General features: G+C 73.2%; 13 protein-coding genes and 1 pseudogene. 6 read left to right on the top strand and 8 right to left on the bottom strand.

Annotation, left to right across the window (positions count from 1 at the left end; genetic code table 11):
• Positions 1–119: 119 nt before the first annotated feature.
• From CLT72_RS05385 to CLT72_RS05370, 4 genes and pseudogenes are all read left to right on the top strand, one after another.
• A pseudogene (locus tag CLT72_RS05385) lies at positions 120–575 on the top strand (phage holin family protein); the annotation flags it as partial.
• Positions 572–1615, top strand: a complete 1044-nt coding sequence (locus CLT72_RS05380; protein ID WP_101409789.1) for a fatty acid desaturase family protein — start codon at positions 572–574, stop codon at positions 1613–1615. The pseudogene CLT72_RS05385 and the gene CLT72_RS05380, both read left to right, overlap by 4 nt.
• Positions 1616–1754: 139 nt before the next feature.
• Positions 1755–3215: an SDR family NAD(P)-dependent oxidoreductase gene (locus CLT72_RS05375; RefSeq protein ID WP_101409788.1), complete on the top strand. Its 1461-nt coding sequence runs from the start codon at positions 1755–1757 to the stop codon at positions 3213–3215.
• Between the two features lie 102 nt (positions 3216–3317).
• Positions 3318–4589 (top strand): glycoside hydrolase domain-containing protein, encoded by a 1272-nt coding sequence (locus tag CLT72_RS05370; RefSeq protein WP_101409787.1) that lies wholly within the window; start codon positions 3318–3320, stop codon positions 4587–4589.
• Here CLT72_RS05370 and CLT72_RS05365 read toward each other — a convergent pair.
• A complete protein-coding gene (locus CLT72_RS05365; protein ID WP_101409786.1) occupies positions 4576–4884 on the bottom strand; it encodes a hypothetical protein in 309 nt (102 codons plus the stop codon). The genes CLT72_RS05370 and CLT72_RS05365 overlap by 14 nt on opposite strands.
• A 321-nt stretch (positions 4885–5205) precedes the next feature.
• Between CLT72_RS05365 and CLT72_RS05360 the strand changes: the two genes are divergently transcribed.
• A complete protein-coding gene (locus CLT72_RS05360) occupies positions 5206–6261 on the top strand; it encodes a LacI family DNA-binding transcriptional regulator (RefSeq protein WP_101409785.1) in 1056 nt (351 codons plus the stop codon).
• 24 nt (positions 6262–6285) lie between these two features.
• Here the strand turns inward: CLT72_RS05360 and CLT72_RS05355 are convergent, their stop codons facing one another.
• The 7 genes from CLT72_RS05355 to CLT72_RS05325 all read right to left on the bottom strand — a co-directional run bounded on the left by CLT72_RS05355 (position 6286) and on the right by CLT72_RS05325 (position 18647).
• Positions 6286–7920 carry a fucose isomerase gene (locus CLT72_RS05355; RefSeq protein ID WP_101409784.1) on the bottom strand — a complete coding sequence of 545 codons (1635 nt, stop codon included), beginning with the start codon at positions 7918–7920 and terminating at the stop codon, positions 6286–6288.
• Complete coding sequence (locus CLT72_RS05350; protein WP_101414955.1) at positions 7917–9449, bottom strand: FGGY-family carbohydrate kinase; 1533 nt, start codon at positions 9447–9449, stop codon at positions 7917–7919. The genes CLT72_RS05355 and CLT72_RS05350 overlap by 4 nt, the downstream gene beginning before the upstream one ends.
• A 61-nt stretch (positions 9450–9510) precedes the next feature.
• Positions 9511–10512, bottom strand: a complete 1002-nt coding sequence (locus CLT72_RS05345) for a substrate-binding domain-containing protein (protein WP_101409783.1) — start codon at positions 10510–10512, stop codon at positions 9511–9513.
• A 26-nt stretch (positions 10513–10538) separates the two neighbouring features.
• Positions 10539–11621 (bottom strand): ABC transporter permease, encoded by a 1083-nt coding sequence (locus CLT72_RS05340; protein ID WP_350823699.1) that lies wholly within the window; start codon positions 11619–11621, stop codon positions 10539–10541.
• Positions 11618–13174 carry a sugar ABC transporter ATP-binding protein gene (locus CLT72_RS05335; protein WP_101409782.1) on the bottom strand — a complete coding sequence of 519 codons (1557 nt, stop codon included), beginning with the start codon at positions 13172–13174 and terminating at the stop codon, positions 11618–11620. Before CLT72_RS05335 ends, CLT72_RS05340 begins: the two co-directional genes overlap by 4 nt.
• A 74-nt stretch (positions 13175–13248) precedes the next feature.
• Positions 13249–15372, bottom strand: coding sequence for a family 43 glycosylhydrolase (locus tag CLT72_RS05330; protein WP_101409781.1), 2124 nt, complete (start codon positions 15370–15372; stop codon positions 13249–13251).
• Positions 15372–18647 (bottom strand): DUF2961 domain-containing protein, encoded by a 3276-nt coding sequence (locus CLT72_RS05325; protein WP_101409780.1) that lies wholly within the window; start codon positions 18645–18647, stop codon positions 15372–15374. The genes CLT72_RS05330 and CLT72_RS05325 overlap by 1 nt, the downstream gene beginning before the upstream one ends.
• A 284-nt stretch (positions 18648–18931) precedes the next feature.
• Here CLT72_RS05325 and CLT72_RS05320 point away from each other — a divergent pair, with 284 nt between their 5' ends.
• Positions 18932–20383 carry an FG-GAP repeat domain-containing protein gene (locus CLT72_RS05320; RefSeq protein WP_101409779.1) on the top strand — a complete coding sequence of 484 codons (1452 nt, stop codon included), beginning with the start codon at positions 18932–18934 and terminating at the stop codon, positions 20381–20383.

Here is a 20383-nt window from a genome sequence, read left to right as displayed (position 1 = left end):
AGGCGGCGCCCGCCCGACGGCCCTGGACGAACGCGCCCCCGGCACGACGTGCCGAACTGCTCGTGGAGGTGACGGCGGATGAGTGACCCGCCCAGCGGCGCCCGGGCGAGGTTGACCGTCGAGGTGGACACGCCGGCGCCGGCGCCGCGACAGTCGGCGGCGCGGGCGCAATGGCGCTGTTCGGGACGGGAACGCTCGTCGTCGCGCTCCTCCTGGTCCTCCCCGGGTTCGTGCCGGCGTGGGTGGCCGCGCTGGTCGTCGCGGTGGCTCTCTTCGCGACGGCCGGGCTGTTCGTGCTGTCCGGAAAGAAGCAGGTGAAGCAGATGATGCCCGTCAAGCCGGAGTCGACGCTGCACAGCGTGCGCGGACGCGGAGTCGGTGCGGCAGACGGCCAGGGAGGGACGGGGGCGATGACCCCGACCGGCGGCGCGGGGCACGACGGAGCAGCCCGTCCGCTTCGCGACCGGCTGGGCGGGATCGGATCGGTCGTCCGCCGACACCCCCTCCTGGTCGTGGTCGTCGCCACCACCGTTGGTCTCGTCGTGACGATGCGCCAGTACGAGCGTCGACCATGAGCGACGCCACCCTCGACACCCAACGCCACGGTGGCAGCCAGTACGCCGAGCTGTCACGCGTGATCCGGCGCGCGGGCCTGCTCGATCGCCGGCGTCGTTACTACGCGCTGCGCATCGGCGCCCTCGGCGGGTGCTACGTCGGCGCGTGGACGCTGTTCGGGTGGCTCGGTGAGTCGTGGTGGCAGCTGGGCGTCGCAGCCGTCCTGGCGGTGGTCTTCGCGCAGGCCGGGTTCATCGGTCACGACGCCGGTCACCGCCAGATCTTCCGTACCCGGCGCGCCAACGACCTGGTCGGCCTGCTGCACGGCAATCTCCTGATCGGCCTCAGTTACGGCTGGTGGATCGACAAGCACAACCGCCATCACGCGCACCCCAACACCGAGGGGCACGACCCGGACATCGTCGTCCGGCCGTTGTCGTTCACCCCGGAGCAGGCGCGGGGGCAGCGCGGGCCGGGCGCGGTGGTGGTCCGGTACCAGGCGTACCTGTTCTTTCCGCTGCTGCTGCTGGAGGGCCTGCACCTGCACGCCAACAGCGTCAAGGCGGTCGTCGGCCCGGGTCGGCTCAGGCGACGGCCCGCGGAGGCCGCGCTGCTGGCCCTGCACGTCGTCGGATATCTCGGGGCCGTGCTGCTCGTGCTGAGCCCGGCGCAGGCCGTCGCGTTCGTCCTCGTCAACCAGGGCCTGCTCGGGCTCTACCTCGGCAGCGCCTTCGCGCCCAACCACAAGGGCATGCCGATCCTCGCCGCCGACGACCGGCTCGACTACCTCCGACGCCAGGTGCTCACCTCCCGCAACGTGCGCGGCAACTGGTTCATCGACGCCCTGCTCGGCGGCCTGAACTACCAGATCGAGCACCACCTCTTCCCCAGCATGCCGCGACCCAACCTCCGTCGCGCCCGGCCACTGGTCCGCCAGTTCTGCGCCGACCACGCCATCCCCTACCACGAGACCAGCCTGACGCGTTCGTGGGCCCAGGTGCTGGGGCACCTGCACGCGGTCGGATCGAGTCGGCCGGCCGACGACGTCGGCCCCCGCTGAGACACGGCCGGGAGGCGGTTCCCGGGCCGGTCGACGGGCGCGGGATGCGCCGACATCCGTGCGGTGACGTACAGTTCCGGGTCGGACTTGGCGTGGGCCGGGAAGACACGGCGCGGAAACGGGACGAGACAGCGACGGCATGGCGGCGGACAAAATTACGGAAACCGGTCAGGACGGTATCGACCAGGGCCGGCTGGAGATCTGTCTCAGCGTCTTCGAGGCGTTGGAGGACCTTCCTCCCGATCACCCCGACGTGGTGCGCGTGCAGCGGGCCACGGCGAGGCTCTACAAGGTGATCAAACAGCGCCGGCGGGAGGAGCGGCGCGACGCGATCGCGGCGGCGGACCGCGCGGTGACGGCCGCCACCGCCACCGGCGCCCCGGGCCGGATCGACGACGAGACCCAGGGGATTCCGCTCGCCTCCCCCACCGAGGGCACCACGGCCGGCTTCCTGCACAACCCGCGCGGCTGCTACGTCTGCAAGCAGCGCTACCGCGAGGTGGACGCCTTCTACCACCAGCTCTGCCCGACCTGCGCGGCGCTCAACCGGGAGCGCCGCGACGCCCGCACCGACCTGACCGGCCGGCGGGCGCTGCTCACCGGCGGCCGAGCCAAGATCGGCATGTACATCGCGCTGCGGCTGCTGCGCGACGGCGCCCACACCACGGTCACCACCCGGTTCCCGCACGACGCGGTGCGCCGGTTCGCGGCGATGCCCGACAGCGCGGAGTGGCTGCACCGGCTGCGGGTCGTCGGGATCGACCTGCGCGATCCCGCCCAGGTGATCGCGCTCGCCGACTCGGTCAGCAGCCAGGGCCCGCTCGACATCCTGATCAACAATGCGGCGCAGACCGTGCGGCGCAGCCCCGGGGCGTACGCGCAGCTCGTCGCCGCGGAGGCTGCGGCCCTGCCGGACGGCCCCCTGCCGGAGATCGTCACGTTCGCCAAGCCGGCCGGCGGGAGCGACCCGACGGGCAGCCTGACCGCCGCGCCGCAGTCGACCCCGCTCACCCCGCACGCGCTCACGGCGCTCGCGCTGACCAGTGGCTCCGCCTCGCCGGAACGGATCGCGGCGGCCACCGCCATCGACGCCGGCGGCCTGGTGCCGGACCTCGACCCGGTCAACAGCTGGGTGCAGCGGGTGCAGGAGGTCGACCCGGTGGAGCTGCTGGAAGTGCAGCTGTGCAACGTGACGGCCCCGTTCGTGCTGGTCAGCCGCCTGCGGGCGGCGATGGCCGCGGCACCGGCCCGCCGCAAGTACGTCGTGAACGTCTCGGCGATGGAGGGCCAGTTCGGCCGCGGCTACAAGGGCCCGGGGCACCCGCACACCAACATGGCCAAGGCGGCGCTGAACATGCTGACCCGCACCAGCGCCCAGGAGATGCTGACCGACGGCATCCTGATGACCAGCGTCGACACCGGCTGGATCACCGACGAGCGTCCGCACCCGACGAAGATGCGGCTGGCGGACGCCGGCTTCCACGCCCCGCTGGACCTGGTCGACGGCGCGGCCCGGGTGTACGACCCGATCGTCCGTGGCGAGCAGGGCGAGGACCTGTACGGCTGCTTCCTGAAGGACTACGCGCCCTGCGCCTGGTGACCGGCACGTCCATCGATCGAGACTATTGCCAACCGTCGATCCGCTGTGTAAAAGTTCTTCACTGATTTCATCCTCGTGTAAAAATTCTTCGAGGGAGACCGGATGAAGAGGACCACCACCTGGCTGATGAGCCTCGCCACCACGGCGGCGCTCACCACCGCGCTCGGCTCGGCGGCCGCGGCGGAGTCGACGCCGGCCCCACCGCCGCAGCCGCAGTCCGTGGCGGTGTCGGCCGTCGGTCCGCAGCCCGGCACCTTCGTCGGTAAGGGCTTCGACACCTGCGCCGCCCCGTCGCAGTCGGCGATGAACGCCTGGCGGGCCAGCTCGCCGTACCGCGCGGTGGGCATCTACATCAGCGGAGCCAGCCGCACCTGTGCGCAGCCCAACCTGACGGCGACCTGGGTCACCAACCAGACCGCCAACGGCTGGCGGCTCATCCCCATCGAGCTCGGCTACCAGGCGCCCTGCGGCACCCGCGCGCCGAAGATGTCCGCCGACCCCGCCACCGCGCGCTCGCAGGGCCGCACCGCCGCCGACAGCGCCGCCAGCGCCGCGCAGGCGCTGGGCATCGGCGCCGGCAGCACCATCTACAACGACATCGAGCACTACCCGACGTCCGCGTCGTGCCGCGCCGCGGTGCTGTCGTTCCTGTCCGGGTGGGTCGAGCGGTTGCACACCAAGGGCTACCTCGCCGGCATGTACTCCAGCGGATCCTCCGGCATCAGGGACGTCTGCCTGGAGTACAACAACGCGAGCTACACCAGGCTGGACCAGATCTGGATCGCCTGGTGGAACGGCGTGGCCGACACCGACGCCGGGAGCTACTGCTCCGACGCCTACTACGCGAACCACCAGCGGTTGCACCAGTACGCCGGGGACGTGACGGAGACCTGGGGCGGCGTGACGATGAAGATCGACCGCAACTACCTGGACGTCAGCACGTCGCAGCAGCCGCCCCCGCAGCAGTGGACCACCACGATCGACAACACCACGTCCGGCCGGTTCACGGCGAGCGCCAACTGGAGCACGTCGGCGTACTCCGGGCAGCGCTTCGGCACCGACTACCGGTTCGCGAACCCGACCTCGGCCAGCGACGTCGCCTGGTACCGGGCGAACATCCCCGAGACGGGGACGTACGAGATCTCGGTCTGGTACCCGGCCGACCCCGGGTACAACGGCCAGACGCCGTACATCGTCGCCACCGCCTCGGGCAACCGGACGGTGCCGGTCGACCAGCGCGTCAACGGCGGTCGGTGGGTGTCGATCGGCGTGTTCACCCTCGCGGCCGGCGACGCCAACAAGGTCGGGGTGAGCCGCTGGACCAGTGGCAGCGGCTACGTGGTCGCCGACGCCGTACGCATCACCCGCGCCTGAGCGGAGTGCTACCCGGATCGACGCGTCGGTCCGGGTAGCACTCGCCCAGCTCGATCTCGGCCCGTACGGCGAACTCGCGCAGCTTCGTCATCGCCTCGTCCGGCCCGCCGGTGGCCTGCACCATCGCCGACTGGGCCAGGACGATCAGCGCCTCGACGGCCTCCTGCGGTCGGGGGTTGACCAGGGCCGCCACCTGGACCATGTCGTCGTCGAAGTAGGCCAGCAGGATCCGGCTCGCCAGCCCGATGGTCCGGGCGGTGTCCCGCGACAGCTCACTCGCCTCGCCTGACGTCACGTTCCGCTCCTCCCCACACCACCGCGCGCCCCCGACAGGAACCCGGCCCGAGCGCTGCCGGACATCCGGGCCGGTGCGGGCATCCCCACTCTGCACGGTCCGCGCCACCGCCCCGGCGTGCGGCGGGGTGCCGCGGACGGGGCCGGGTTCCGCCGTCGGCCGGCGGGGCTGGGACGGTGGGGAGAAATCGATTGCCTGCCCTATAGGATCTCAGGCGGACACTCTCGGACGGCGGGTCGCGACGCACGGTGGCGCTCGCGCGTGTGGCCGCCTCCGGGGCCGACGCGGGACCGAGCGTACGACACCGACAGGGGCGGCCACATGACGACCATCTATGACGTGGCTCGGGTGGCCGAGGTCTCGGCGTCGACGGTGTCCCGGGTGCTCAACGGGCACTCGTCGGTGGATCCGGACCTGGCGGCGCGGGTACGCCAGGCGATGCTCGACCTGGACTACCGGCCCAACGCGGTGGCCCGCAGCCTGCGCCGGCAGCGCACCAGCCTCTGGGCGGTCATCATCTCCGACATCGGCAACCCGTTCTTCACCTCGCTGGTGCGCGGCATCGAGGACGTGGCGCAGGAGGCCGGCTTCTCCGTGGTGCTCTGCAACGGCGACGAGGATCCCGACAAGGAGACCCGCTACGTGACGGCGGCCCTGGCCGAACGCATGGCCGGGGTGATCATCTCGCCGTCGGGGCGACCGGCCCTGATCAACCGGCTCACCGAGGCCGGGATGCCGGTCGTGGCCATCGACCGGCAGCCCCATGGGGTGGCCGTGGACACCGTCCTGGTCGACAACGTCCACGGCGCCGAGACGGCCACCGCCCACCTGGTCGACGGCGGCTACCGCCGGATCGCCTGCATCACGGGCCCGCGCCGGATCTCCACCGCCGTGCAGCGGCTGCGCGGCTACCAGCAGGCCCTGCGCGCGGCTGGCCGGAGCGTGCCGGAGGACATGGTCCGCCACGCCGACTTCCGCGAGGACGGCGGCTACCGGGCCATGGCGTCCCTGCTGGGCGCGGCCGAGCCGCCGGACGCGGTCTTCGTCACCAACAACCTGATGACCGTGGGCGCGATGCAGTGCCTGGTCGACAGAGGTGTCGCCGTGCCCGCCCGGTGCGGCGTGGTGGGGTTCGACGACATCCCCTGGGCCCACCTGGTGCGCCCCTCGCTGAGCACGGTCGCCCAGCCCACGTACGACCTGGGGCGGGCCGCGGCCTCGCTGCTCACCGAGCGGATCGCCAACCCCGCGAAGGCCTCCTCGACCGTGACCCTGCGGACCACCCTGCGGGTACGCGAAAGCTCGGTCCGCTCGCCGGGTGAGCCGGGCGGGCAGCCCACCGCCGGGCGGAGTGGGCTGCCCGCCCAGGCCCGCTGAACCCGCGCCGCAGGGCGCCCGGGATCACAGCGACACGTCACCGCACAGGTGCACCCGCACCCCGAGCGCGTCGAGCATCGCGGCCTTGACCCGCAGGGCGCGGTCGGCGGCGTCGGCGTCGTCGGCGTAGACCACGTTGACGTGGTTGGCCCTGTGCCGGGCCATCAACTGGTCGCGGCCCACGCCGTGCAGGACGGCGTGCATGATCGGCCACTGCGGGGTGGTGGCCCGCAGCCGACGCTGCGTCTCGGCGGCCGGCAGCTCCACCACGGTGCCCCGGCCCAGGTCGGCGTGCAGCACGCCGTCCATGATGAAGATCCGCGACCAGACGATCTCGCCCGGTCGGGAGACACCGCTCAGGGTGCCGCCGCCCAGCGGGAAGTACATCGGCGGCTGCCGCATGCTGTACGACCGGTCGTAGCCGCCGTTGTGCGCGGCGGGCACCGAGCCGGAGATCTCGAACACCCAGACGAAGTCCGGCCCGTACGACTCGCCCCAGCGGATGTCGTGCAGGGTGGTGGCCGGGTCCATCCCCATCGCGGTCCAGATCCGGTTCGTGACCAGCGAATCCACCGCGACGCCCTCGTCGACCTCGTTGAAGTGCGGCAGGGCCCGTCCCGCGTACAGCTCGCGCGAGCCGTCCCGGCTTCTCACCGGCGGCCGCAACACGTCGTTGAGCAGCCCCTCGGCCAGGTCGCTCGCCGGCACCGTGTCCTTGAGCCCCTGCTGGTACTGGATGCCGACCGCGTCCAGGCCGAAGTCGTCGGCGATGCGCAGCGCGGCGACGTACATCTTGAACTGGCTGAGCAGTTGGGCGTCGGTCAGTTCGGTGGCCTCGTCCGTGCCGGTGTGGAAGGTCATCCCGGCGGCGTCGAGCCACGCCCGCACCGCCTGCGCCTCCTCGTCCGGCACCCGCGACATCTCCGCCACCAGCGCGCTCTGCGACAGCCGTTCCTTGTAGACGCCGAGCGGGTTGAGCAGCTCGTCGTCGATGATCGCGTTGTACATGCCCATGCAGCCCTCGTCGAAGACGCCGATGACGGCCGGCCGGCGCCGGAGCTGCCGGGCCAGCGCCACGCCGAGCGCGACCTCGGGGTCGGACGGCAGCGGCGGCAGGTCCCGTACGTGGCTCTCGTCGTGGACCACCTCGCCGGTCTCCAGCCAGGCCTTGAGCCCGTTGCGGGCCCACTCGTCGGTGAAGTCCTCGCTCCACAGCGCCGAGTACCGCACGCCCGCCTTGGTGAGGCTGCCGGCGAGGTTCAGCAGGCCCACCAGGCCCGGAAACTCGCCGCTCCAGTTCGCCACGAGCAGGATCGGGCCCCGGTGGGCGCGCAGCCCGGCCAGCACGTGGTGGCTGTACTGCCACACCGCCTCGACGACGACGAGCGGGGCGTCGAGGGGGATCTGCTGGAAGACCTGGATGCCGGCGCGCTGGCTGTCGATGAAGCCGTGACCGGCCCGGTCGTCGACCGGGTGGGTCCGCCGGGTCTGCCAGCCCAGGGCGGTGACGGCGGCCGCGAGGTCCGACTCGAGGCGTTGCTGGGTCGGCCAACCGGTGACGTTCGCGGCGGGCCGCAGGTCGCCGCTGGCGACCGTGTAGACCGTCCGGGGGGCGGCGGCCGGCGGCTCGACCAGCACCGGCATGGTGTAGTTGCTCACGGGTTGACTTCCTCCATCGGCTCGTCGGTTCCTGGCTGGGGCGGGGTCGCGAGGCGCGCCTGGCGGGCCGCCAACGCGTGGGCCACGGACTTCGAGCCGGCGTACAGCTGCCGGTACAGCCCGTACAGCTCGTCGTAGTCGGCGGCGAGCGCGGCTCGCGGCTCGCGGACCTCCCGGATCGGGTTCCAGCGGTGGATGTCGACCGGCTGCACCGTCCCGGCGGCGAGGTACGCGGCGCCGTAGCTGGCGCCGATGGTGATCGACGGGACGTGCTGCGCCCGGCCGGTGACGTCCGAGACGATCTGCGTCCACAGGTCGCCCCGGGTGCCGCCGCCCACCGCCACGACGCGCCGGATGTCGCCGCCGGCCGCCTCGATGGTCTCGATGTTGTGGCGCACCGCCAGCCCGGTCGCCTCCAGCGCCGCGCGGTAGATGTCGCCGCGCCCGTGCGAGAGCGTCAGGCCGGCGATCACGCCACGGGCGTCGGGGTCGAGGATGGGGGTCCGCTCCCCGGCGAAGTACGGCAGCATCAGCAGCCCCCGCGCACCCGGCCCGGACCGCTCGGCCAAACGGAGCAGCTCGGGGTAGTCGGCGGCGTCGAACAGCTCCCGCAGCCATCCGGTGACCGCCCCGGAGGTAGCCATGCCGCCGGCCAGGTTGCGGGTGCCCGGCAGCGCGCCGACGGTGCCCCACAGCGACGGGCTGGTGAGCCCGTGCGGCACCGTGTGCACGAGGAACATCGTGGTGCCGTACATGAGCATCAGGTCGCCGACGCCCTGGGCGCCCACGCTGAGCGCCTCGGCCCAGGCGTCGATCGTCCCGGTCACGACCGGGGTGCCCGACGCCAGCCCGGTCGCCGCGGCGGCCCCGTCGGTGACGGTCCCGGCCACGTCGCCGGGCCACCGCAGCTCGGGCAGCTCCAGCCCCGGGGCGATCTCGTCGGCCCACGGCCGCAACCAGGTCTGGGCCGCGCAGTCGTACAGCGGGGTGCACTGGCTGGCCGAGTGCTGGTCGAGCAGGTAGCCGCCGGTCAGCTGGTGCACCAGCCAGGAACTCGGCATGAACAGCCGCCGGGCCCGGGCGAACAGCTCCGGCTCGGCGTCGGCGACCCAGGCGACCTTCGCCCCCGCCGCCTGGGTCGACAGCGCCGAGCCGCACCGGCGCAGGATCTCGTCGGCGCCGAAGCGCTCGGTGAGCCGGGCGATCTGCGGCGTGCAGCGGGTGTCCACGCCGTAGAGGACGGCCGGCCGCAGGGGCGTGCCGGCCGCGTCGGTGAGCAGCACGCACGGCCCCATGCCGCTGACCCCGACCGACACCACGTGGGCGTCGCGCGGGGCCAGCAGCTCACGGGTGAGGGCGACGAACTCGTCCCACCAGACGCGGCCGTCCATCTCCACCCAGCCGGGTCGCGGCCGGTCCACCCGGTGCTCCCGCACCGCGGAGCGCAGCACGCGCCCGGACAGGCCCACCAGGACGCCCTTGCTGCTGGACGTGCCGATGTCGACGCCGAGCACCGCGGCCACCGTCATGCCGGCCATCCCTCAATCTCCAGGTCCGGTCCCGGCCCGTCGGGCCGTGACGGGTCGGTGCTCAGGCGACGCCGCCGAGCTTCGCGTACGTCTCGGCGGCGTTCTCCTTCGTGACGCGCATCGTGTCGAGGGTGGTGGTACGCGGGACGTCCTCGGCGCAGTCGACGAGGATCCGGCGGGCCAGGTCGACGGCCTCCCGGCCACCCGTGGCGTACTGGAAGGTCGCCGCGAGCCGGCCCTGCTCGACGGCCTTGATGCCGCCCGACGGCACCGGCAGGGCGTCGATGCCGGTGAACTTCACCTTCGTGTGCAGCCCGGCCGCTTTCGCCGCCAGGTACGCGCCCTCGGCCATCGGGTCGTTGTGGGCGTACACGGCGGCGGCGTCGGGGTGGGCCTTGAGCAGCGCGTCGGCCACCGACTGGCCCTTCTCCCGCAGCCAGTCCCCCGGCTGGGAGGCGACGACCTCGATCTTCGGGTTGGCCGCGATGCCCTCCCGGAAGCCCTGGGCGCGTTCGGCCGCCGGCGTGGAGCCGGGCAGCCCGGCGATCTCGATGACCTTGCCGCCGTCGGGCAGCAGCGTCGTGGCGTAGAACTCGCCGGCGGCCCTGCCGATCGCGACGTTGTCCCCGCCGATGAAGGCCGTGTACGCCTCGCCCTCCACCTTGCGGTCGAGCACGATGACCGGGACCCCCCGGTCGTACGCCTTGCGCACCACGGCGGTCAGCGGCTTGGCCTCGTTCGGCGAGATGATCAGCAGGTCGATCTTCTGGGTGAGGAAGTTCTCCACGTCGGCGACCTGTTTGCTGTTGTCCTGCGCGGCGTCGGAGACCACCACGCTGAACCCGGGGACGGACTTCGCCGCCGCCTGCACGTCGTTGTTCATGACCTGCCGGTAGGGCTCGGCGTTGTTGGCCTGCGACATGCCGATCAGGAAGTCCTTGCCGGTGCCGCAGTTCCTGGCGGCGGCGTCGCGGCCGTCGGACGGCTTCTCCACGCTGCACGCGCTGGAGGCGGCGAGCGCGCCGGCGCACAGCAGGGCGAGAAGGACGGTACGGGTGCGCATGATGACGCTCCTTGTTCGGTGGCGGTTCAGACGATGCTGCGGCGGAGCTTCTGCAGCCCGGCGGCGGCCACGATCACCAGTCCCTTGATCAGTAGCTGCACGTTGGCGTCGATGTTGTTGAGCGCGAGGATGTTGTTGAGGATGCCGAGCAGCAGCGCCCCGGCGAGGGTGCCGCCCATCGAGCCGGTGCCCCCGGCGAGGCTGGTGCCGCCGATGACCACGGCGGCGATGGCGTCGAGTTCGTAACCGGCGCCGTCGTTGGGGCTGCCCTGGTTGAGCTGTCCCGCGTGGACGATGCCGGCGACGGCGGCGAGCAGGCCCGCGATGGCGAAGACCGCGACCTTGACGCGCAGCACGGGTACGCCGGAGAGGCGGGCCGCCTTCTCGTTGCCGCCGATGGCGTAGACGTGGCGGGCGAACGCGGTCTTGCGCAGCACGACGATCGCGGCCACCCCGATGCCGATGAACAGCACGGCCGGGACGGGCAGCACTCCGTTGATCGTGCCGTTGAGGATCTCGAACGCGGGGGGCGCCTCCTGCGGGCCGTCGCCGTAGGCGATCGGGATGCCGAGCCCGCCCGACCAGATCCGGGCGAGGCCACGCGCGACCTGGAGTCCGGCGAGGGTGACGATGAACGACTGGATGCCGAGCCGGGCCGTCGCGTAGCCCTGCAACGCGCCGAAGAGGGCGCCGATCAGCAGGACGACGGTGACCGCCGGGAGGATGCCGAGCCCCGAGTCGACCATCAGCGTCGCGGTGCCGACGGCGGACAGGCCGAGGATGGCGCCGACGGAGAGGTCGATGCCGCCGAGCAGGACGACGAACGTCATGCCGACCGCGATGATCCCGATCTCGGAGACGGCGCGGACGATGTTGCCGAGGTTCTCCGTGGACAGGAACAGGATCTCGCCGTCGCGGCGGGGCGAGACGGCGATGGCCAGTACGAACACCACCAGCAGCGCGAAGAGGCTCTGCACGGCGAAGAGCCGCTCGACGAGTTCGCCCCGGCCGCCGGGGCGGTGCCACCACCGGTCGCCGCCATCGGCCGTGCCGCCGCCGGCCGGCACCGGCGTGCCGGGCCCCTTCTCCGGTGCGCCCAGGTGGGTCATCGGTCGTCTCCTCCGGCGGACGCGCCGCCCGTCGCCGCGGTCAGGATGTCCTCGCCGGTGCACCCGTCGGCCGGCAGTTCGGCGACGGCCCGCCCGCGCCGAAGGACCACGATCCGGTCGCAGACGCCGGTCAGCTCGGGCAGCTCCGACGAGGCGAGCAGGATGCCCATGCCGTCGTCGGCGAGCCGGCGCAGCAGCCGGTAGATCTCCGCCTTGGCGCCGACGTCGACGCCCCGGGTCGGCTCGTCGAGCAGCAGCAGGCGGGGACGGGTCAGTAGGTGCCGGGCGAAGACGACCTTCTGCTGGTTGCCGCCGGAGAGCGAGCCGACCGGCGCGGCGGCCGACGACGTCCTGATCGCCAGGGCGGCGACCTGCTGGCGTACGGCGTCGCGCTCGCGCCCGCCGCGCACGAAGCCGGCGGTGGTGAGCCGGCGCAGGGCGGCCAGCACGATGCTGCGGCCCACGGGGTGTTCGAGGACCAGGGCGGAGCGGCGGCGGTCCTCCGGCACGAAGCCGACGCCGGCGCGCAGCGCGGCGCGGGGGCCGCGCGGGGCGTACGGGCGGCCGGCCAGCCGGACCTGGCCGCTGCGGCGACCGGGCGGACCGGCGCCGTACAGGGTCTCCAGCAGCTCGGTGCGGCCCGCCCCCATCAGCCCCGCCAGGCCGACGATCTCCCCGGCGCGGACGGTCAGGCTGACGCCGGCGGGTTCGCTGCGCCCGGGGCGGGTGCCCCGGGGCCGTACGGTGAGGTCGTCGACCTGGAGCACCGGGGGCCCGGCGGGGCGCTCGGCGGCGGCGGGTCCGACGTCGAACAGCGCCTGCGCCGGGCGGCCCACCATGAGCGTGATGATCCGCTGCCGGTCGGCGCGGTCCGGGCGCAGCGTGCCGGCCACCTCGCCGTTGCGCAGGACGGTGGCCCGGTCGGCGATGTGCTCGATCTCCTCGAGCCGGTGGGAGATGTAGACGACGGCCACGCCGCGCTCGCGCAGCGCGCGGATGGTGGACATCAGCCGCCGCACCTCGGCGTCGGCGAGCGCGGCGGTCGGCTCGTCCATGATGAGCACGCGGGCGTCGAGGGAGAGCGCCTTGGCGATCTCGACGAGCTGCTGCTCGCCGACGCGCAGCGACCCGACGGGCCGGCGCGGGTCGATCTCGGCACCGAGGGGGCCCAGCCAGTCGCGGGCGGTGCGGGTCATGGCGCGCCGGTCGAGCGTCCGCAGCCGGGTGCGCGGCTCCCGGCCGAGCACGAGGTTCTCGGCGACGGAGAGCGCCGGCACGAGGTCGAGTTCCTGGTGGATGGTGGCGATGCCGGCGGCCTGGGCGGCGGCCGGGCCGGCGAAGCGTACGGGGTCGCCGCCGATCGAGATCTCCCCGTCGTAGTCGGTGACGACGCCCGACAGGATGTTGATCAGGGTGGACTTGCCGGCCCCGTTCTCCCCCAGCAGGGCGTGCACCTCGCCGGCGCGCAGGACGAGGTCCACGCCGCGCAGGGCGTGCACGCCGCCGAAGCGCTTCGCGATGCCGGACATGGCGACGACGACCTGGTCGCTCATGCGGGCCTCCGGAGAGAGATCGGAAATCGATTTCTGGCAACATAGAGGAGCGTCGAAGTGGTGTCAACGCCCCCTCAGGGCACCGCGTTGACCGCCGCGTGCACGGTCTCGGCGAACGCGGTGTCCCGCCCCAGCCCGCTGGCGGCGAACCGCCACGTCCCGCCCGGGTACGCCCCCGGCGGCCACGCCATGCCCCCGTTGCGCCACAGCGGCTGCCAGGCCGCCATCGCGTGACCGGCGTCGTACCAGGTGTTGTCGCCGCGCCACGCCGAGGCCCAGCGGTGCGCGGCCACGAGGGACAGGTACGCCCCGGAGGTCATCGACCACGTCGGCATCCCGGTCACGTCCCCGGTCGGGCGGGCCGCCACGGCGGGGTCGCCCACCGACGGCAGGGCGCCGTCGACGTTGAACGCGACCTCCCACACCGGCGCCGTCGTCGGGCCGGTCACCGACCAGGTGACGTCGCTCTGCAACGCCGGCCCGGTCCAGCGCGGCGCCACCGTCAGCAGCCAGTCGGCGGTGACCGGCTCGTCGCCCATGCGCATGCCGACCAGGTTGATCCGGGAGCCGTCGGCGGAGACGTCCACCCGCGCCGGCGGGCCCGCCCGGTCCGTCACGTCGAAGCGCCCGACCGCCAGGTAGGGCCCTGTCCCCCGGTGCGACGAGTCCAGCGCCGGCCGGTACGCCCCGCCGCCGGCCGGATCGACCGCCAGCGACGCGATGCGGGTGTACGGCCAGGTGCGCACGTCGGCGCGCAGGAAGCCGGTGCTCACCTGGTAGCCCCGGGCGACGACCTGAGTGGACCAGGTCAGCGGGGCGAGCCACAGCCCGCCCTGGCCCCAGCCGGCGTGGCTGAGGTACCAGGTGTCGCCGTCCACCACGACCTCGGCGGCGTGCGCGTCGAGCACGGTCACCTTCTCCGCCCCCTCGAAGCGCAGGGGGTCCCGGCTGCGGTAGACCGCCGTGCGCCGGTACGCCGCGCCGTAGTCGGTGCCGTCGCAGCAGACGAAGAGGTACCACCAGTCCCCCCGGCGCACCACGAACGGCGACTCCGTCTGCCCCGCCGCCCGGCCGGTGTGCGGCGACGCGTACGCCACGCCCCGCCCGCTCCACGTCCGCAGGTCGGTGCTGGTGCGGTACGCGACGACGTGGTTGCCGCCCTGCGGGTTCGAGGTCGCCGTGTAGTACATGACCCAGCGGTCACCGACGCGGGTCACCATCGGGTCGCGGCCCTCCCAGCCGTCGGTGAACAGCGGGTTGGCGGGGCTGCGGGTCCAGGTGAACAGGTCGGTCGAGGTGGCCAGGTGCATGCGGTAGTTCGCGTAGTCGGGGCTGCCGGCGGCGTAGAACATGTAGTAGGTGCCCTGGTCGTGGACGACGTGCGGGGCCCAGATCCACTGTTCGCCCCGCGCCGGGTCGGCCGTCAGCGCCGGTCGTTGCTTCGTCCACGGCCCGGTGGGCGTGGGCGCCGTGGCATGGCCGAAGCTCTTCTCGTCCTGCGGCGCGCCCGGCTCGGCGTGGGCGATGGCGAAGGCGTGCCACAGGCCGGTCCGCTGGTCGCGCACGATCGTGTGGTCGTTGTAGTACCACGCCGTCGGCTCCCCCACGCCCGGGTCGTAGACCCGGGTCAGCGGCCCGCGCGCCGGCGTCTCGCCCACCGTCTCGTACGCCGTCGTGGTGACCGCCGCCAGCGGGCCGACGCGGCGCAGGGTGAGCGTGTCCAGACCAGCGAAGAACCCGGTCGAGGAGGCGGAGCGGCCGGTCACCGTCACCGTCAACCGGTGGCTGCCGGCCGCGAGCGAGGCCGACCCCACCGGCACCGCCTCGACGCGCCGCACAGTGGGGGCGTAGCCGTCGAAGAGCTGACCGACGGCCACCCCGTCGACGGCGAAGCGCAGGGTGCCGTAGTCGGCGGCGCGGGTGAGCACCGCGCCGATGTCGTACTGCCCGGCCGGCACCGACGGCAGCGACACGGTGACCGAGTCCCCCGCCCGGGCGGCCCGCAGCCACAGCTGGCGGCCCGCCGACCAGGCGACCCCGCAGCAGTTCGCCTGCGCCTCGACCGGGGCGGTGGACGAGAGCACCGTCAGTGACTCCGCCTCGGCCCGTACGACGTCCTCGGCGGCGGCCGGCGCGGCCGGCACGGTCAGCAGCGCGGCGCCGAGCAGGAGCACCGCGAGCATCCGGGGCGCCCGCATCACGACACGCTCGGGCGGGGCAGGTCGAAGCCGGGCGCGAACTGGTCGTGCCACCTGACCCCGGCACCGAAGCCGCCGCCGGTCGACAGCGCCACGTACGTGTCCGCTCTGGTCCCCCGGGTGTACGTCACCAGGTCCGCCCTTCCGTCGCCGTCGAAGTCGCCGATGCCGGGCAGTTCGTCGCCCACCGAGAACCAGTCGTGCCACCTGGCGACCTGCGGGACGAACCGCGTCCCGTCGGACAGCGCCACGAACACGTCGCCGGTGGCGCCCCGGGTGAACGTGACCACGTCGTCGCGCCCGTCGCCGTCGACGTCGCCCAGCGCCGGCAGCTGGTCGCCGGGCGCCACCGAGTCGTGCCACTTCCAGCCGTCCTCGACGAACCGGGTCCCGTCGGAGAGGGAGACGAAGGCGTCGGCGCTGGCGCCGCGGGTGAAGGTGACGATGTCGTCGCGCCCGTCGCCGTCGACGTCGCCCACCGCCGGCAGCTCGTCGCCGAGGGCGAAGTGGTCGTGCCACTTGACGCCCGGGCCGAAGCCGCTGCCGGTCGACAGCGCCACGTACACGTCGCCCGCCGCGCCCCGGGTGAAGGTGACGATGTCCGCGCGCCCGTCGCCGTTGACGTCGCCGACCGCGGGGATCTCCGTGCCGGTGGCGAAGAAGTCGTGCCACTTGACCCCGGCGGCGTACGTCGTGCCGGTGGACAGCCCCACGTAGACGTCGGCGCTGTCGCCCCGGGTGAACGTGACGATGTCCGCCCGGCCGTCGCCGTCGACGTCGCCGGTGAGCGGGATCTCCTCGCCGACGGCGAAGAAGTCGTTCCAGACGCGGCTGTCCGGCACGAACCGGGTGCCGTCCGACAGGGAGGTCGTCACGTCGGCGGTGGCGCCCCGGGTGAACGCGACGGCGTCGTCGCGGCGGTCGCCGTTGGCGTCGCTGGTGTTGCGCGTACGGGTGGTGGTCGACACCTCGGCCGACGGCGCGGAGGCGTTGCCGGCGCCGTCGACCGCGACGACCCGGTAGTGGCGGGTCTGCCCGGCCGGCAGCGGGCCGTGCCGGAAGGTGGTCGCGCGGGTCGTGCCGACCAGGTTGGTCGGGGTGATCGCGACGCCGGGGTTGCGCGAGGCGTAGACCCGGTAGCCGGCGACGCCCACGTCGTCGGGCGAGGGCGACCAGGACAGGCCGATGGCGTGCACCCGCCCGCCCGCCAGGCCGAGGCCGGCGACCGCGCCCGGCGCGGTGGTGTCGAGGAAGGGGGCGACCATGCTGTCGGCCTCGTAGCGGGCCGCCGTCCACACGGGGGCGCCGGCGGCCGGGGTCAGGGTGAGCGTGACCGTCGGGCGGCCGGCGGTCAGCGCGGCCGGGAGGACGAACTCGTCGGCCGACCAGCGCTGCCGGTCGTTGCCCAGCGGCTGCCGCCACACCCCGGCCGGCCGGCCGTCGACCGACACGGCGACCTGCTGGTACGCGGCGGCCTGGTCGCCGTGCCGGCGCAGCCGTACGCCCTGGTTGCCGGGGTCGACGGCGAGCCGGAAGCTGACGGCGCCGCCGCCGGCGCGGACCTGGCCGGTGACGGGGACGTTGTCGTCGTCGCCCTCGTACGGCGCGGTCAGCGGGTACTGGGTCCCGGAGTCGGTGTACGCGTGCCCGGCGCGACTGGCGGCGTCGCCGGTGACCAGCGTGTCGGTACGGCGCAGGGCGACCGTCGGCTGGGTGTAGAGGAAGGCCGTCGAGGCGTAGTCGGCCGGCATGTCGTTGGCCGGGCCGTGCTCGATGCCGAAGCGCAGCGCCGTGGCGTAGGGCACCGCGTCGCCGATCATCAGCCGGTACATGGCGTCGCACTCGTCGACGCAGCCGCCGGAGCGCAACAGGTGGGCGGTGTTGCCGGTGAAGACGCCGCTGTACTCCCCCCGGTTGAAGTACCACCCGGACTCGTAGAAGTCCTCGGTGCCGGTGCCGTAGATCTGCGGCGTGGGCGAGCCGTCGACGTGGATGCGCTCGTCGCCCTCCAGGTAGTTGCGGGTGTTGCCGCCGGTGATGTGCCCACGGGCGGTCTGCGACACCCCGACGAAGCGTCCCCGGCCGGCCTGGTCGGCCACGATCCAGTCGCTGCCCCCCACGGTCTCGGCACGGCGCGACCGGGTGGTGAAGTAGCCGGCTACGCCGTCGGCGGCGAGCGCCGAGGCCCAGGCGGCGCCCGGCGCGCTGGTCACCTCCGCCTGGACGCCGATGACGGCGGCGCCGGTGGTGTTGGCGACCGCCACGGTGGCGGTGGAGCGGAACGGCATCGGCCACCAGGCGCTGTACCAGCCGCCCGGCGCGGAGTCCATGGCGAACATCAGCGAGCGCACGGAGCGCTCGCCGAGCCCGGCGCCGAAGAACTCGCCCACCGGGCTGTCGACGGTGGCGCGCCCGTCGAAGGTGATCCGCAGCCGCAGGCCCGACAGCGTCGACGCGGTGGCGGCGGCGTCGGGCAGCCGCAGCCGCAGCGCCGTGACGGCGGCGGGACCGGTGAGGGTGGCGAGCGTCGCCTGCCCGCCCGCGGGGACGTCGACGCGGGCGGTCCTGGTGCTCGCGCCGGGCTGGCTCGGCTTCGGGTCACGCTGGCCGGCGGCGCGCAACTTCTCGACCACGTCGGTGGCGGGGTCGGCGGGGTCGAACCTGGACACCCCGACGGCGTCGGCGAACGTGCGGTAGGTGACGTGGTGGAACAGCGGGTTGAACTGGGTGGTGATCCGCATGGACTCGCGGTACGGCATGGGCACCTTGACCGTGACCCCGCCGGAGGTCTGGTCGGCGTTGGTCACCAGCGGCCACACGAACGGGTGGCCGAGGCCGCCGTCGACCAGGCGCTGGAGGCTGGTGTCCACGACCGTCACGCCGTCAAGCTCGACGCGGATCCAGCCGGTGGCGCTGACGTTGCCGTCGTCGCGGGTGAACCAGATCGACTGCACCTCGCCGGCGCCGCGCTCCTCGGCGATGACGCAGCCGCCGGACCGGCGCAGGCACGAGTAGGTGCCGACGAAGCCGTCGTCGTTCGAGCCGTCGCGGGCGAAGCTGGAGAACTGCCGGGTGCGGCTGCCGGCGGCCAGCTCGGGCAGCCGGTCGAGGCGGCGGTACACGTCCCAGCCGACCGGGCCCTTGTCGTCGGCCACGGCGAGCGCCCCGGCGCCGCGCGGGGCCGGCGCGGGCCCGACGGCCACCGCCGCCGTCGGGGGGATCATGCTCACCAGCGCCACGGCCAGCGCCAGCCAGCGGCGTACGTGGAGCTTCATGGATGTCCCTCCAGGATGACCGGCGGAGCGGCGGGAAATCGATTGCTCGGCAGTTAACCGGGGGGCATCGCGGGATGTCAATACTTTACCGGCACCGCTCAGTTGCCGAAGGAAGATTCCAGCACGCATTGACAGTCGTCGGGGTCCTGACGATACTCCTCGGCAATCGATTTCCCACCGACGAGGAGGTGTCCACGCGGCGGCGCACCCGTCAGCCCCGGCGGCAGCGCGCCTCCGTGGCGGATCCGCTCGCCGCACCCGCTGACACCCCTCAGAGGAGCATCGTGAGACGTACCCCCCTCGCCCTGCTGGTCGGCCTCTGCACCGCGCTGGCGTCGGTCGTGGCGACCGCGCCGGCCCAGGCCGACGCTCCGGTCGGCACGCTGGCCTGTTCCTCCATCCCCGCCAGCCACGACCCCGCGATCACCGTGATTGTCTACCGGGTCGCGCGCGCCCACAACGTCAACGACAAGGTCATGCTCTCCGCGTTCGAGGCCGGCTGGGTCGAGTCGCACATGAACAACCTGCCGTGCGGCGACAAGTCCTCACTCGGGGTGTTCCAGCAGCGGTGGGACTACGGCTGGGGCACGCCGGAGCAGATCATGGACCCGGTCTACGCCAGCACCCAGTACGTCACCCGCGCGATCGTCTGCGACCGGAACAACCCCCGCTACACCGCCGGCCAGGTCGCCCAGTGCGTGCAGCGCTCCGGCTTCCCCGACCGCTACGACCAGGTGGCGACCAAGGCACGGACCCTGCTCAACGAGGCGGCGCGTACGCACGCCATCGCCGGTGGCTCCGCCACCGACGTCAACGGCGACGGACGCGACGACATCGTCGCCTTCACCCAGAACGCCCTCGCCGACGTCTACGTGAGCACCTCCACGGGCGCCGGCTTCGCCGGGACCTCGGTGAAGTGGAACGACTTCTTCTCCATCGGCGGCGAGACGGCCTCGACCGGCGACGTCGACGGCGACGGCAGGGACGACGTCGTCACCTTCGCGCACGGCAACACCGGCGACGTGTACGTGGCGCTGTCGAACGGCACCAGCTTCGGCGGCGGGCAGAAGTGGCACGACTGGTTCGCCCCCGGCGCGGAGATCGGCGCCGTCGGCGACGTCAACGGCGACGGCCGTGCCGACATCGTCGCCTTCACCCACAACGCCGCCGGCGACGTCTACGTGGCGCTGTCCACCGGAGCCTCGTTCGCGGGCACGGCGGTGAAGTGGCACGAGTACTTCGCCATCGCCGGCGAGTACCCGGCCCTCGGCGACGTCAACGGCGACGGCCGCGACGACATCATCACCTTCACCCAGGGCCCCCACACCGCCTCGGACGTCATCGTCGCCCTCTCCACCGGCACCGGATTCGGCCCACCGCAGAAATGGCACGACCTCTTCGCCGTGGGCGCCGAACTGCCCCGCGTCGGCGACGTCGACGGCGACGGCCGCGACGACATCGTCACGTTCACCTGCGACACCAACGCCGACGTCTACGCCGCCACCTCCACCGGCACGTCGTTCGCCGGCACCACCGTCAAGTGGCACGACTTCTTCTGCCTGGGTGGCGAGTTCCCCTACCTGGCCGACGTCGACGGCGACGGCAGGGACGACATCGTCGTGTTCACCAAGGGCGCCACCAACGACGTCCACGTCGCCCTGTCCACCGGCACCACCTTCGGCCCCAGCGCCAAGTGGCACGACTACTTCGGCCTCAACGGCGAGACCACCCTGTGA

The organism is Micromonospora sp. CNZ309 (genome assembly GCF_002846525.1).
This window is presented reverse-complemented; position numbering and strand designations above follow the sequence as displayed.

What these genes read in the sequence shown, in the direction of transcription:
- CLT72_RS05330 (WP_101409781.1), bottom strand. Translation starts at nt 15,372, where the DNA reads ATGCGGGCGCCCCGGATGCTCGCGGTGCTCCTGCTCGGCGCCGCGCTG.
- CLT72_RS05340 (WP_350823699.1), bottom strand. Translation starts at nt 11,621, where the DNA reads ATGACCCACCTGGGCGCACCGGAGAAGGGGCCCGGCACGCCGGTGCCG.
- CLT72_RS05350 (WP_101414955.1), bottom strand. Translation starts at nt 9,449, where the DNA reads ATGACGGTGGCCGCGGTGCTCGGCGTCGACATCGGCACGTCCAGCAGC.
- CLT72_RS05335 (WP_101409782.1), bottom strand. Translation starts at nt 13,174, where the DNA reads ATGAGCGACCAGGTCGTCGTCGCCATGTCCGGCATCGCGAAGCGCTTC.
- CLT72_RS05360 (WP_101409785.1), top strand. Translation starts at nt 5,206, where the DNA reads ATGACGACCATCTATGACGTGGCTCGGGTGGCCGAGGTCTCGGCGTCG.
- CLT72_RS05380 (WP_101409789.1), top strand. Translation starts at nt 572, where the DNA reads ATGAGCGACGCCACCCTCGACACCCAACGCCACGGTGGCAGCCAGTAC.
- CLT72_RS05370 (WP_101409787.1), top strand. Translation starts at nt 3,318, where the DNA reads ATGAAGAGGACCACCACCTGGCTGATGAGCCTCGCCACCACGGCGGCG.
- CLT72_RS05375 (WP_101409788.1), top strand. Translation starts at nt 1,755, where the DNA reads ATGGCGGCGGACAAAATTACGGAAACCGGTCAGGACGGTATCGACCAG.
- CLT72_RS05345 (WP_101409783.1), bottom strand. Translation starts at nt 10,512, where the DNA reads ATGCGCACCCGTACCGTCCTTCTCGCCCTGCTGTGCGCCGGCGCGCTC.
- CLT72_RS05325 (WP_101409780.1), bottom strand. Translation starts at nt 18,647, where the DNA reads ATGAAGCTCCACGTACGCCGCTGGCTGGCGCTGGCCGTGGCGCTGGTG.